The organism is Caulobacter segnis, assembly GCF_003243465.1.
Taxonomy (GTDB): Bacteria; Pseudomonadota; Alphaproteobacteria; order Caulobacterales; family Caulobacteraceae; genus Caulobacter; species Caulobacter segnis_A.
On record NZ_QFQZ01000046.1, the window covers coordinates 1 to 13,551 of the forward strand.

Annotated in this window: 9 protein-coding genes; 4 read left to right on the forward strand and 5 right to left on the reverse strand. The window is 68.5% G+C overall.

The window, feature by feature from the left end; all coding sequences use genetic code 11:
* Positions 1 to 169: 169 nt before the first annotated feature.
* Complete coding sequence (locus DI526_RS14365) at positions 170 to 583, reverse strand: DUF1761 domain-containing protein (protein ID WP_304279222.1); 414 nt, start codon at positions 581 to 583, stop codon at positions 170 to 172.
* A 160-nt stretch (positions 584 to 743) separates the two neighbouring features.
* Here DI526_RS14365 and metG point away from each other — a divergent pair, with 160 nt between their 5' ends.
* Positions 744 to 2,453, forward strand: a complete 1,710-nt coding sequence (metG, locus tag DI526_RS14370) for a methionine--tRNA ligase (RefSeq protein WP_304279224.1) — start codon at positions 744 to 746, stop codon at positions 2,451 to 2,453.
* A 1-nt stretch (position 2,454) separates the two neighbouring features.
* Positions 2,455 to 3,672 (forward strand): MFS transporter, encoded by a 1,218-nt coding sequence (locus DI526_RS14375; RefSeq protein ID WP_304279226.1) that lies wholly within the window; start codon positions 2,455 to 2,457, stop codon positions 3,670 to 3,672.
* A 56-nt stretch (positions 3,673 to 3,728) separates the two neighbouring features.
* Here the strand turns inward: DI526_RS14375 and cysN are convergent, their stop codons facing one another.
* The gene (gene cysN, locus DI526_RS14380; RefSeq protein WP_304279228.1) at positions 3,729 to 5,636 is read right to left on the reverse strand and encodes a sulfate adenylyltransferase subunit CysN; all 1,908 of its coding nucleotides are present in this window, start codon (positions 5,634 to 5,636) and stop codon (positions 3,729 to 3,731) included.
* Positions 5,637 to 6,605, reverse strand: a complete 969-nt coding sequence (gene cysD, locus DI526_RS14385; RefSeq protein WP_304279230.1) for a sulfate adenylyltransferase subunit CysD — start codon at positions 6,603 to 6,605, stop codon at positions 5,637 to 5,639.
* Positions 6,606 to 7,200: 595 nt separating this feature from the next.
* On the opposite strand from cysD, the gene DI526_RS14390 reads away from it, so the two are divergent.
* Together DI526_RS14390 and DI526_RS14395 are read left to right on the forward strand one after the other, a co-directional pair.
* Positions 7,201 to 9,855 (forward strand): polar localization protein TipN, encoded by a 2,655-nt coding sequence (locus DI526_RS14390; protein WP_304279232.1) that lies wholly within the window; start codon positions 7,201 to 7,203, stop codon positions 9,853 to 9,855.
* Positions 9,856 to 9,870: 15 nt separating this feature from the next.
* Positions 9,871 to 10,431: a sugar transferase gene (locus tag DI526_RS14395; RefSeq protein WP_304279235.1), complete on the forward strand. Its 561-nt coding sequence runs from the start codon at positions 9,871 to 9,873 to the stop codon at positions 10,429 to 10,431.
* Here DI526_RS14395 and DI526_RS14400 read toward each other — a convergent pair.
* Together DI526_RS14400 and DI526_RS14405 are read right to left on the reverse strand one after the other, a co-directional pair.
* The gene (locus tag DI526_RS14400) at positions 10,428 to 11,876 is read right to left on the reverse strand and encodes a mannitol dehydrogenase family protein (protein ID WP_304279238.1); all 1,449 of its coding nucleotides are present in this window, start codon (positions 11,874 to 11,876) and stop codon (positions 10,428 to 10,430) included. The two genes, DI526_RS14395 and DI526_RS14400, sit on opposite strands and share 4 nt — an antisense overlap.
* An 82-nt stretch (positions 11,877 to 11,958) precedes the next feature.
* Complete coding sequence (locus DI526_RS14405; protein ID WP_304279240.1) at positions 11,959 to 13,470, reverse strand: UxaA family hydrolase; 1,512 nt, start codon at positions 13,468 to 13,470, stop codon at positions 11,959 to 11,961.
* Between the last annotated feature and the right edge of the window lie 81 nt (positions 13,471 to 13,551).

Genomic DNA, 13,551 nt, shown 5'->3' on the forward strand with positions numbered 1-13,551 from the left:
GCCCGAGCAGATAACGCTCACGCCCGCCGTCCTCATGGAAACAACAGCCTGGCGGAGCGGTCGACGAGCCGAAACGCAATCAAACCCTACGGTCACCGGGTTCGCCCGGCCGCTCCGTCGCCTCCCCATGACCTTCAGCGGCAAGCCGCGTGAAGCGGCGAAGTCGTGTTCACTCGGTCTTCGGCGCGCGTCTCAAGCCGCTCAGCAAGGCGCCAAGCAACGCGTAGGACACCACTTGATAGCCGCCGTCGATCAGCAGCAGCACGAGAGGGCCAGCCGCGTAGATGTAGTTCAGGGCCGAGACGGTCGCGCCGAAGAACAGGCCGACGAACAGCCCCAGCCTGGCGCCGGCCAGCCAGCCGCGGGTCCCCAGCCGCCGCATGGCCAAGTCCAGCGCCAGCAGGATCAGCAGCATGTTCACGACGCCCAGGGCCATCCGCCATTCCTGGCCGACGAAATCAGCCTCGGTCAGGCCCATGGCCTTGGCCCATACGGCGCTGAACAGATTTCCGTACCAGACGACGCCGAAGATCTGCCCGGCGACGAGCGCGGCCAGAAGGCCGATCCAATTCACGGATTTCATGGGCTTTCCCCCGAAAGCGGACCTTGCTCGGCCCCCGTGACCAAGGCTGTGCCCGATAACGATGTTCGGTCAACGGGCGAAAGCTTTCGTTTCATGGCCGGTCCTTCTATATGCGGACGCTTCTTTGCTTCGTCCGACTTGCCCGAAAGGCCGCGCCCGCATGGCTCGCATCCTGATCACCTCGGCCCTGCCGTACATCAACGGCATCAAGCACCTGGGGAATCTGGCCGGGTCGATGCTGCCGGCCGATGTCTATGCGCGCTTCCAGCGGGCCCGCGGCCACGAGACGCTCTACATCTGCGCCACCGACGAGCATGGGACCCCGGCCGAACTGGCGGCCGCCGCCGCCAACCAGGACGTGGCCACCTACTGCGCCGAGCAGCACGTGCTGCAGCACGACGTGGGCCGCGCCTTTGGTCTTTCGTGGGACTGGTTCGGCCGCTCGTCCTCGCCGCAGAACCACCGCCTGACCCAGCACTTCTGCCAGGCCCTGGAAGACCACGGCCTGATCGAGGAGCGGGTCGACCAGATGGTCTATTCGGTCGACGACAAGCGCTTCCTGCCCGACCGTTACGTCGAGGGCACCTGCCCGCACTGCGGCTTCGAAAAGGCGCGCGGCGACCAGTGCGACAACTGCGGCAACCTCCTGGACCCGACCGACCTGATCAATCCGTACTCGGTGATATCGGGCTCGCGGAACATCGAGGTGCGCGACACCAAGCACCTCTACCTGCTGCAGACCAAGATGCAGGACAAGATCCGCGCCTGGGTCGACAGCCACGCCGACTGGCCGCAACTGGCGCGTTCGATCGCCTACAAGCACCTGGACGAGGGGCTGATCGACCGCGGCATCACCCGCGACCTCGCCTGGGGCATCCCGGTGGCCAAGGACGGGATCCCGCGTCCCGGCTTCGAGGACAAGGTCTTCTACGTCTGGTTCGACGCCCCGATCGAGTACATCGCCGCGACCCAGGAGTGGGCGGAAGCCTCGCCAGACCGCGACTGGAAGCGCTGGTGGCGCACCGACGAGGGCGCCGATGACGTCCGCTACGTCCAGTTCATGGGCAAGGACAACGTGGCGTTCCACACGGTCAGCTTCCCGGCGACCATCCTCGGCTCGGAAGAGCCGTGGAAGAGCGTCGACATGCTCAAGGCCTTCAACTGGCTGAACTGGTACGGCGGCAAGTTCTCGACCAGCAACAAGCGCGGCGTCTTCATGGACGCGGCCCTGGACATCCTGCCGCCCGACCTGTGGCGCTGGTACCTGACCGCGAACTCGCCGGAAGGCAGCGACACCGCCTTCACCTGGGAGCAGTTCGCCAGCGCCGTGAACCGCGACCTGGCCGACGTGCTGGGCAACTTCGTCAACCGCATCCTGAAGTTCACCGAGAGCAAGTTCGACGGCGTCGTGCCTGAAGGCGGCCAGCCGGGCCCGCTGGAGGAGAAGCTGTTCGCGGACGTGTCCGCGCGTCTCGCCGACCTTTCCGAGCAGATGGACGCCATCGAGATCCGCAAGAGCGCCCAGGCGCTGCGGGCCCTTTGGGTGGTCGGCAACGAGTACCTGCAGGAGGCCGCGCCGTGGACCGCGATCAAGACCGATCGCGACCGCGCCGCCGTCATCGTCCGCACGGCGCTCAACCTGGCGGCCCTGTACGCCAAGATCTCCGCGCCGTTCATCCCGTTCGCGGCCGAGAAGATCAGCGAGGCGTTCGGTCTGGACTTCCCGTCGGCCTGGCCGTCGAACGACGCCGCCGCCGAGCTTTCCAAGCTGACGGTCGGCCAGGCGATCACGGTTCCGGACGTCCTCTTCAAGAAGATCGACGACGACCAGATCGCCGAATGGACGGCGCGCTTCGGCGGCGCGGAATAGGGTGACCGCGGGGGCGGACAATCAGGCCGAGGGGAGGGGTCTCCCGACCCTCGTCCGGCTTTGCCTGTTCTACGCCTCGCTGTTCCTGGTCTCGGGCGTCAGCCTGCCGTACGCCGGCACCTTCCTGCGTGATCGCGGCATGAGCGGCGGGGCGATCGGCCTGATCCTGGCCGTGCCGCTGCTGCTCAAACCCTTCACCGGCGCGACCCTGGCGGTCTGGGCCGACGGGTTCAAACTACGGCGCACGCCGATGGTGCTGCTGCTGATCGGGGCGGGTCTCGGCTATGCGGGGCTGCTGGTCGGCAAGAGCCTGTTCTGGCTGATCCTGGCCTGGTTCGTCGGACAGACCCTGATGTCGACCGTCTCGCCGCTGATCGACGTCATCACCCTGAGGCGGGCGCGGATCGAAGGCTTCAACTATGGGCTGGCGCGCGGCACGGGCTCCAGCGCCTTCATCGCGGCGAACCTGCTGATGGGCGTGATCCTGACCTTCGCCGCCCCGACCGTGATCGCCGCGTGGATCGTCGCCGCCTGCTTCCTTGGAGCCCTCGCGGCCGCCTGGCTGGTGCCGCCGGAACACGTCCACGCCGAGGGGGCCAAGCCGGGCAAGGCTGAGCGCTGGAAGGGCCTGGGCGACCTGATGCGCAACCGCACCTTCGTGCTGGCGGTGGTCACCGCCGGCCTGATCCAGGGCGCGCACGCCTTCTACTACGGCTTTTCGGCCATCCTCTGGCGCAAGCAGGGCATCCCCGAGCCGATGATCGGGGTGCTGTGGGGCGTGGGCGTCGCGGCCGAGGTCGGCTTCATGTTCTTTCTCGAGCCCTTGCGCCGTCGCTGGGGCCCCGAGCGGTTCCTGATCCTGGGCGCCCTGGCGGCGGTGATCCGCTGGACGGCCTACGCCTTCGAGCCGCCGCTCTGGGCGCTATTCCCGCTGCAGGCGCTGCACGCCCTGACCTTCGCCGCCTCGTTCCTGGCGTCGCTGCGCCTGATCGAGAAGCTGGCGCCGCCCGCCGCGGCCTCGCCGGCCCAGGCGATCAATTCGGCGCTGTCGTCGGGCTTCACCCTCGGGATCGCGACCCTGGCCGCCGGGCCGCTGTTCGACGCGCTGGGACCGTTCGGCTATCTGGCGACCGCCGGCATGGCGGGGCTGGGGCTGGTCGGCGCGATCGTCCTGGCCCGCCATTCGCGGAGCCTGTCTCACGACCGGCTACGATTTTGAGCCGCGAGCCTGGTCGCCGAAATCGTCCTCGACGTTCGGCGACCATGCTCGGCGCATCAGATCGTGTAGTCGATCTCTTGGCCCTCGAGCCACGCCACGATCCGCTCCGCCGCCTCGACGGGATCGATCGCGGTGGTGTCGATCCGCAGCTCGGGATTTTCCGGCGCCTCGTAGGGACTGTCGACGCCGGTGAAGTTCTTCAGCTGGCCCGAGCGGGCCTTCTTGTAGAGACCCTTGACGTCCCGCGCCTCGGCCACGGCCAGGGGCGTGTCGACGAAGACCTCGATGAATTCGCCGGGCTCCAGGATGTCGCGCGCCAGCTGGCGCTCGGCCCGGAACGGCGAGATGAACGCCGTCAGCACGATCAGGCCGGCGTCGACCATCAGCTTGGCGACCTCGGCCACCCGGCGGATGTTCTCGACGCGGTCTTCCTCGGTGAAGCCGAGGTCCTTGTTCAGGCCATGGCGGACGTTGTCGCCGTCCAGCAGATACGTGTGGCGGCCCAGGGCGTGCAGGCGCTTTTCGACCAGGTTGGCGATCGTCGACTTGCCCGCGCCCGACAGGCCCGTCAGCCAGACCACCTGGCCGCGCTGGGCCTTCAGCGCGGCGCGCGAGGCCTTGCTGACGTCGGTGTGCTGCCAGTGAATGTTGTCGGCCCGCCGCAGGGCGAAGTTGATCATCCCCGCGCCGACCGTGCGGTTGGAGAGGCGGTCGACCAGGATGAAGCCGCCCAGCTGGCGGTTGTCGGCGTAGGGCTCGAACGGGATGGCCTGGTCGAGCGAGAGGTTGCAAATCCCGATCTCGTTCAGCTCCAGCCGCTTGGCGGCCGTGTGCTCCAGCGTGTTGACGTTCACGCGGTGCTTGATCTCGGTGACGCTGGCGCCGACCGTGCGCGCGCCCAGCTTCAGCAGGTAGGCGCGGCCCGGGGGCAGGGGCTCGTCGTCCATCCAGACGAGCGTCGCCTCGAACTGGTTGGCGACCGGCGCGGGCGCGTCGGCGGCGGCGATCACGTCGCCGCGCGAGATGTCGATCTCGTCTTCCAGAGTCAGCGTCACCGACTGGCCAGCCGCGGCGCGGTCGAGATCCCCGGGCAGGGTGACAATGCGGGCCACGCGGCTCTCGCGGCCCGACGGCAGCGCGCGGATGCGGTCGCCCGGCTTGATGGTCCCCGAGGCGATCAGGCCCGAGAAGCCCCGGAAGTCGAGGTTCGGCCGATTGACCCACTGGACCGGCATGCGGAAAGGCTTGGCCTGGAGGTCATCCTCGACCTCGACGCTCTCAAGCCAGTCCATCAGGATCGGGCCGTCGAACCACGGCGTGGCTTCGCTGCGAGCGGCCATGTTGTCGCCGCCGAGGCCCGAGATCGGGATCGGCGTGAAGGCGGCGAGGCCGATCTGCTCGGCGAAGGCGCGGTAGTCGGCGACGATCTTGTCGAACACCGCCCGGTCCCAGCCGACCAGGTCCATCTTGTTCACCGCCAGCACGACGTTTCGAATGCCGAGCAGGGAGACGAGATAGCTGTGCCGGCGCGTCTGGGTCAGCACGCCCTTGCGGGCGTCGATCAGGATCACGGCCGCGTCGGCGGTCGAGGCGCCGGTGACCATGTTACGGGTGTACTGCTCGTGGCCGGGCGTGTCGGCGACGATGAACTTGCGCTTCTCGGTCGAGAAGAAGCGGTAGGCGACGTCGATGGTGATGCCTTGCTCGCGCTCGGCGGCCAGGCCGTCGACCAGCAGGGCGAAATCGATCGCCCCGCCTTGCGTGCCGACCTTCTTGCTGTCGGCTTCGAGGGCGGCCAACTGGTCCTCGAAGATCATCTTGCTATCGTACAGCAGGCGGCCGATCAGGGTGGACTTGCCGTCATCGACGCTGCCGCAGGTGATGAAGCGCAGCAGCGACTTGTGCTGGTGCTGGTGCAGATAGGCTTCGATGTCCTCGGCGATCAGGGCGGACTGGTGGGCCATCTAGAAATACCCTTCCTGCTTCTTCTTCTCCATCGAGGCGGACTGGTCATGGTCGATGACCCGGCCCTGGCGCTCGCTGGTGGTGGTCAGCAGCATTTCCTGGATGACCTGGGGGAGGGTGGACGCCGTGCTCTCGACCGCGCCGGTCAGCGGGTAGCAGCCGAGGGTGCGGAAGCGGACGCTCTTCATCTGCGGAACTTCGCCGTCGCGCAGGCGGAAGCGCTCGTCATCGACCATGATCAGCGCGCCGTCGCGCTCGACCACCGGCCGCTCGGCCGCGAAATACAGCGGCACGATCGGGATGTTCTCAAGATGGATGTACTGCCAGACGTCCAACTCGGTCCAATTGGAGATCGGGAACACGCGCAGGCTTTCACCGGGATGCTTGCGGGTGTTGTAGAGGTTCCAGAGTTCGGGCCTCTGGTTTTTCGGATCCCAGCGGTGCTCGGCGGTCCGGAACGAGAAGACACGCTCCTTGGCGCGGCTCTTTTCCTCGTCGCGGCGGGCCCCGCCGAAGGCCGCGTCGAAGCCGTACTTGGTCAGGGCCTGCTTGAGGCCATCGGTCTTCCAAAGGTCGGTGTGAAGCGCGCTGCCATGGTCGAACGGGTTGACGCCCCGCGCCTCCGCTTCGGGGTTCTTGTGGACGATCAGGTCGAAGCCGAATTCCGAGGAGATGCGGTCGCGCAGGGCGTACATGTCCCGGAACTTCCAGGTCGTATCGACGTGCAACAGCGGGAAGGGCGGCTTGCTGGGAAAGAAGGCCTTGGCGGCCAGGTGCAGCATCACCGCGCTGTCCTTGCCGATCGAGTACAGCATGACCGGGCGCTCGCACTCCGAGGCGACCTCGCGCAGGATATGAATGCTTTCGGCCTCAAGCCGCTGGAGGTGCGTCAGGCGGGCCGGCGAAATCTGAGGCGTTGTCATCAGGTCCGCTGGCGGCGCTGCTGGGGTGAATTCGGTAAGGGCCAAGGCGAGGGTCCGCGAAGCGAAAGATGTCCGGGCTTCTCGTGGTCGAGAAGGGCTCCGAACCTAGGGTGCGACCTATTCCCGGCGGGCGCATCCCGCAACCGGTGGAAATCTGGAGACGCTGTCAGTTGCCTTGGCGCCGCATGCGAGAAGCCTTGGCGTTCATGACCAAACTTTCACTCGCGTTTTAGGGGAGAGTCTCGCATAACGTTGCTATCGGTTCGTGGGGCGGGCTATGGCCTTCTTAGCGGAAATCTTGGCGGTGGCGGTCGTGTGGCTGTCCTCCTTTGCGCTGTGCCAGTTTGGCGTGGCGACGGAGACACGCGGCCACAAGGCCGATCGCGCGCACGCCGGGAAGACCGTCGCCCGGTCTCCGCGCGCCGAGGCCGCGAAGCCGCAATCGCCGGCGGCCGCGCCGCCTCAGGTCGGATCCAGGCGCGTCTAGCCCGCGATCCGGCGTCGCACCGGGGCGAACCCAACCAAAGTCGCTTTTCGTCAAGGCTTTTCACCGTTAGGTTCATCCGACACGCGAAGGAGGGGCCGGCGCGCGAAGGCTGTCTCAGCGCCCCCCGCCAACGCCCTGGGACACCGGCTGTGTATGAAGCCTAAGAAGCGACAACCGTTCGATTTCTCCGCGACGCCGACGGCTCCTTCCGACGATGGCGAGGTCACGCCCACCCTTGGGGAATCGACGTCGTTTTCTGACAGCGAGGCGCAGGTGCCGCCGACCGCCGAGCCGCTGACCCTGCGCGATGACTTGGACGTCCCGCCGCCGACCACGGTTCGCTCGCGCCGCCGTCGGGAGGCGGAGCCCGCGCCGCCCAAGAGCTTCGTCGAACCTGAGCTCAAGGTCGCTCAATCGCTGGCGGGCGCCCAGCCGCTGGCGCCAATCGTCGACTCTGAACGCGCCGCCCCCGTGACGGCGGAGAGTCGCAATCCCGCTCTAGACCTTCGGCCGCCGCCGTCCCCGGTGGCGCTGGACGATGAGGCGGCGCCGCGCCGCATGTCGGGCGCGCTGTTCTGGACGCTCGCCTCGGCGATCGCCGCTTTGTGGGCGCTGGCCCCGATCGCGTTCGCGTTCGGCTACGCCCGGGGCGTGCCGGCCTTCCAGGTCGAAGGCTTCGCCTTCAGCGTCTTCGCCAGCCTGGCCATCGGTCCGGCGCTGATGACCCTGCTGGGCGCCTATCTGTTGCGGCAGGCGACGCGGATCTCCGACGAGCTTCGCCGAACCCGCACCATGACCGACCGCATCGTGACGCCCGCGGCCCTCGCGGCCGTGGGCGCGTCCAGCGCCGCGGACGCCATGCGCCAGGGCGTCGACGACGCGGCCGCCGCCGCGCAGCGCGCCCGCGAGCACATCGTCTCGCTGCGTGAGGCGCTGGCGGAAGAGACTGCGCGACTGGCCGAGGCGGCGGCCGAATCGGCGCGCATGGCCAGCCAGCTCGCCCAGGGCCTCAGCCATGAGCGCACGGCGATGGAGACCCTGTCCCAGTCGCTCGACGCGCGCTCGACCGCAGTGGTCGACGCGATCGGCAGCCAGGCGCGGATGGTCGCCGAGGCGTCGGACCTGGCCGAGACCCAACTGCGCGAGGCGGAAGCGGCGCTGGCCGCCCGCGCCGCTGATCTGGCGGCGGCTGCGGCCGAGGCTTCCGACGCCGCCCGCGTCGGCGCGGACGATCTATCGCGGCAGGTCGCGCGGCTCGAGACGGCCGGCCACAGCGTCGGCGATCAGGTCGTCGCGATCGAGAAAAGCCTCGCCGCCCAGCGCGCCGCCCTGCTGGAAGTCAGCCAGGCGCTGCGCTCCGAGCAGGAGGACTTCGCCGCCGAGGCCGAGACGCGCACCGCCCAGCTCACCGAGTTCGTGGCCTACACCCGCGTCGGGGCCACGGAGCTGTCCGACCAGGCCGCCATGGGGGCGGAGATCCTGCGCGGCCTGATCAGTTCGGCCGCCGACCAGTTCCGCGAGATGGCCGACGGCGCCAAGGCGCGCCAGGACGCCCTGGCCGAGGAGTCCCGGAAGACGCTCGACATGATCGGCGACGTCGCCGAGAACCAGCGCACCTTGCTCGAGGAAGAGCTGAAGGCGGCGATGGAGGCGATGGCCGAAGCGGCGTTGAAGGCGGCCGAGGGCGTCGAGGCGCGCGTCGAGGCCGCTCGCAGCCGGGTCGACCAACTGAACGAGATCGCGTTCGCCGCGGGCCAGAAGGCGGACGCCGTCTTCGAGGCGCGGATGGAGGAGGCGCGGGACATCATCGAGCACTCCGCGCAGATGGTCGAACAGGCCGGAGCGCGCACCTCGCAGAAGCTGGCGGACTCGGTGCAGGCCGCGCGCGCGACGCTGGACGAGCTGGAGGCGATGCTGTCGGAGATCGGCAAGCGCACGGCCGAACTGCCTTCCGAAGCGCTGGTCAAGGCCGCCGAGGTCCGGATGTCGATCGAGCAGGGCGTCGAGCAGCTGATGAATGCGGTTCGCCGCACCGCCGACGAGACCGCCGCTATCGATCAGGCCTTCCAGGAGCGCGTGCGCCGTAACTATGAAATGCTCAGCGAGGCCGCTGGCGCGGTGACCGCGGCGGGCGTCTCGACGGTCGCCGCGCGGGCGGCGTCGTCGTCGGCCGCCAAGGGACGCGGCGCGGCCGCCACGCCGCCGCCCGCCGCCCCGAAGCCCTCTCAGCCTCAGCCGCTGCCGATGGCCGAGTTCGACGACGAGCCAGAGCCGCCCGGTGACCGCCGCCGTCTTCGCCTCACGCCGACCGCGACCGACGAAGAGTTCCGGTCGGTGTTCGAGCAGGCGAGCAGCCGCAAGGCCGCGCCGCCTCCGGCCGAGGGCGAGCGGCAAAACGGTTGGAGCTGGCGCAACCTGCTGTCCGGCATCGAGACCAGCTCGCCAGGCGACGCGGCGCTGGGCGAGAAGCTGGCCGCCGAAATCACCGCCATGGGCATCGACCCGCACGCGCTCCTGCCGCGGCCGAGAATCGACGAGATCGCCGCGGCGCTACAGACCGGCGACGCCGCCGGCGCTCGCGAGGTGGTCAAGCGCCTCGCGCCGGCCGCCATCCGTCGCCTGGTCCGCCGCCTGTTCTCGGACGCCACGCTGAAGGGCAACGCCGAGCGCTTCATCAAGCGTTATGCGGGCATGGTGGATGAGGCGGCCGGGCAGGATCGCGAGGGCTTCCTGATGGCCGCGCTGCTCTCGTCGGACGCCGGCCGCGCGTACCTGCTGCTCGACGCCGCCAGCGGCGATCTGGGCTAGTCCCGGAATCAGGACTTGAAGCGCGCCTTCGACCTGATCGCGGCGGCCGTCGGCTTGGTCCTGCTGGCCGCGCCTCTGCTGGCGCTTTGGCTGCTCGTGCGGTTCACCTCGCCCGGCCCGGGGCTCTATTGGTCGCAGCGGGTAGGGAAGGGCTCGTCGCTATTTTCGATGCCGAAGTTCCGCACCATGCGGATCGACACGCCCGAAGTCGCGACTCATCTGCTCGACGACCCAGATCGCTGGCTGACGCCGGTCGGGCCGCTGATGCGCAGACTGAGCCTGGACGAGCTGCCGCAGCTGTGGAGCGTGCTGGTCGGGCATATGAGCCTGGTGGGCCCGCGTCCCGCGCTGTTCAATCAGGACGACCTGATCGCCGCGCGCAAGGACGCCGGGGTCGACGTGCTGCGACCCGGCGTCACCGGTTGGGCGCAGATTAACGGCCGCGACGAACTGGCCATTCCCGACAAGGTGGCGCTGGACGTCGAGTACCTGCGTCGCAGGTCGTTTTTCTTTGACCTGAAGATCCTGGTCAGCACCGTCGTGCCGGTGCTGACCGCCAAGGGCGTGACCCGCTAGCCGAGGTCGGCGTAGGCCTTTTGCAGCGCGGCGACGAAGGTCGCGTTGTTCGCCAGGGCCGCGGGGAAGACCGTCTCCAGCGCCAGGAAGGCCGCCACGTCAGCCTTGGCCTCGCCGGTCGCGGCGACGCCGAGCGCCGTCAGCGTTTCGGCCAGAGGATCGGTGATCGCCTCGCCGGCCTTGGCGCGCAGGGAGACGAACCGCATCCAGGCGGCCAGGGGGATCGCCAGGCGCTCGATCGAGCGGCCCGCGTCCAGCGTCTCGGTCAGGGTGCCGAGAATGCGGAACGGCAGCTTCTGCGAGCCGTCCCAGGCGATCTGCGACAGGTAGTGGCGGATTTCGGGATTGCGGAAGCGGGCCAGGATCGCCTCGGCGTACGCCGTGAGGTCCAGGCCGCGCGGCGCGGTCAGGGTCGGGATGATGTCCTTGGCCATCATGTCGCGGGCCAGGGCTTCGAGAGCCGGATCGCTGACGGCCTCGAAGACGGTCTCGTGGCCGCGCAGGATCCCGACATAGGCGAGAGTCGAATGCACGCCGTTGAGCAGGCGCAGCTTGGCCCGTTCGAAGCCGCGCACGTCGTCGGTCAGGATGACCCCGACGCTGGCGAGGTCCGGCGCATCGGCCGGCAGCATGTCCTCGACCACCCACTGGGTGAAGGCTTCGCGTTGGATCGGCCAAGCGTCTTCCAGGCCCGTCGCGGTCAGCACGCGAGCGCGAAGCGCGTCGTCGGTCGCCGGCGTGATGCTGTCGACCATCGTCCGCGGGAAGCTGCCTTCGCGCTCGATCCAGGCGGCGAGGTCGGCGTCCAGCTTGGCGGCGAACGCCACCACGGCCGCCTTCAGGCGCCAGCCGTTGTCGGCGAGGTTGTCGCAGGCGACCACGGCGTAGGGGGCGAGGCCCGCCGCGTGGCGACGGCGCAGGCCTTCGACGATATAGCCCACGGCGCTCTTCGGTTCGCGTGGGTTGGCCAGGTCGTGGACGATATCAGGGTGGCTCTCGTCGAGACCGCCCTCGGCCGACAGGGTGTAGCCCTTCTCGGTCACGGTCAGGGTGACCATCCGGGTCGTGGGCGCCGCCAAGCGCGCGAAGACCGACGGCGGATCTTCCGGCGCGACCAGCACCTCCCGGATCGAACCGATGACGCGGAACGTCGTCTCGGCGTCCAGTTGGGCCAGCGTGTAGAGGCCGTCCTGCGGCTGGAGGGCGTCGCGGACGCCTGGGCTCTTCAGCGAGACGGCGCAGACTCCCCAACGGGGATCGGTCGCCAGCAGCTGGTCGAAATAGAACGCCTGGTGAGCCCGGTGGAAGGCGCCGGGGCCAAAGTGGACGACGCCGATCTGGATCTTGTCACGGTCATACGCGGGCAGGGCGACGCCCGGGATCGCGCCCGGATAGCTGGTCGCGCTCAGACGCAGGGCGGAGGAGGTCTCTGGGGAAGCCGTCAAGGAAAGCGCCTAGGGATCGGAGGAAGGTTCAGGCCGCCTACATGCTGTAGTCCGGCTTCGCTGACAATTGGCTTGACCAATTCTAGAGGGTCACGCCGGATTTCCAGATGGCGATCTCACGCTCGCCGTTGAGCTCTGCCTTGGTTGGCTTGCCGGAGGCGGTGTCGACCACGAGATCCATGAGCGCGTTGGCGGCGTCGTCCATCGAGACGCCCGCCAGCACCTGGCCGGCGTCGAAGTCGATCCAGCCGGGCTTGCGCTGGGCGAGGCCCGAGTTCGAGGCGATCTTCAGGGTGGGGGCGGGGAAGCCGAGCGGCGTGCCCCGTCCTGTCGTGAACAGGATCACGGTAGCACCGGCGGCGGTCAGGGCGGTGGAGGAGACCGCGTCATTGCCAGGCGCCTCCAGCAGGGTCAGGCCACGCGGACCCACGCGTTCGCCATAGCGCAGCACCTCGACCAACGGCGCGCGGCCGCCCTTCTGCACCGCGCCCAGGGATTTCTCTTCCAGCGTGGTGATGCCGCCGGCGATGTTGCCGGGCGAGGGGTTCTCGTAGATCGGCTGGTTGTTGTCGATGAAGTAGCGCTTGAAGTCGTCGATCACGCAGACGGCCTGGTCGAAAACCTCGCGGCTGGCGGCTCGCGCCAGCAGCACGCCCTCGGCGCCGAAGACCTCCGGGATTTCCGTCAGCACCGGTGTCCCGCCAGCGTCGGCCACCTTGTCGGCGATGCGGCCGACCAGTGGGTTGGCCGTGACGCCGGAGAAGCCGTCCGAGCCGCCGCACTTGAGGCCAACGACCAGTTCGGACACGGGAATCGGCTCGCGGCGGTCATGCGCGGCGATCTCGACCAGGGCCTCGACGGCGGCGAGGCCGTCCTCCAACTCGTCCTCGACCATCTGGGTGGTGAAGCTCTTCAGGCGTTCGCGGTCGATCTCCGGCGCGCTTTCCAGCAGCGCCTTCAGCTGGTTGTTCTCGCAACCTAGGCCCAGCAGCAGGACGCCGCCCGCATTGGGATGGCTGGCCAGGGCCGCGATCAGCTTGCGGGTGTGGGTCAGGTCGTCGCCCAGCTGCGAGCAGCCGAACGGATGGGGGAAGGCAAAGACGCCGTCGACGCGGCCCGCGAAACGCTGGTTGGCCTTCTCGGCGATGCGGCGGGCCGTGTTGGCGACGCAGCCGACGGTGCACAGCACCCAGATTTCATTGCGCGTTCCGGCGCGGCCGTTTTTGCGCCGATAGCCCTGGAAAGTGCGCCCGGCTGCGTCCTCGCGGGGCTCGGGCGCCGCGGGGGCCCAGACGAAGTCCTCGACCCCCTCCAGTCTGGTGGTCACGTTATGGACGTGGACGTGATCCCCTACCGCAATATCCGTGAGCGCGCGTCCGATCGGCCAGCCATACTTCAGCACATCCGCGCCGGCCTGGGCGGCGCGAATGGCGATCTTGTGCCCCTTGGGAATGTCGGTTTGGGCGACGATCGCCTGACCATGGAGGTCCAGCGTCTCGCCGCGGACGATGTCTCTCAGGGCGGTGGCGACATGGTCACGCGGATCGACCGGATGAATCGATTCGCGCTGCGGCTGGAGCAAGTCGGTGGTCATAAGCTGTCGCGCTCGGGGCGGGGATCGCCAAAAGAAGAGTTCAATGACATGGTAACCGGTGTCAGCATCGCAGCAAGCGTA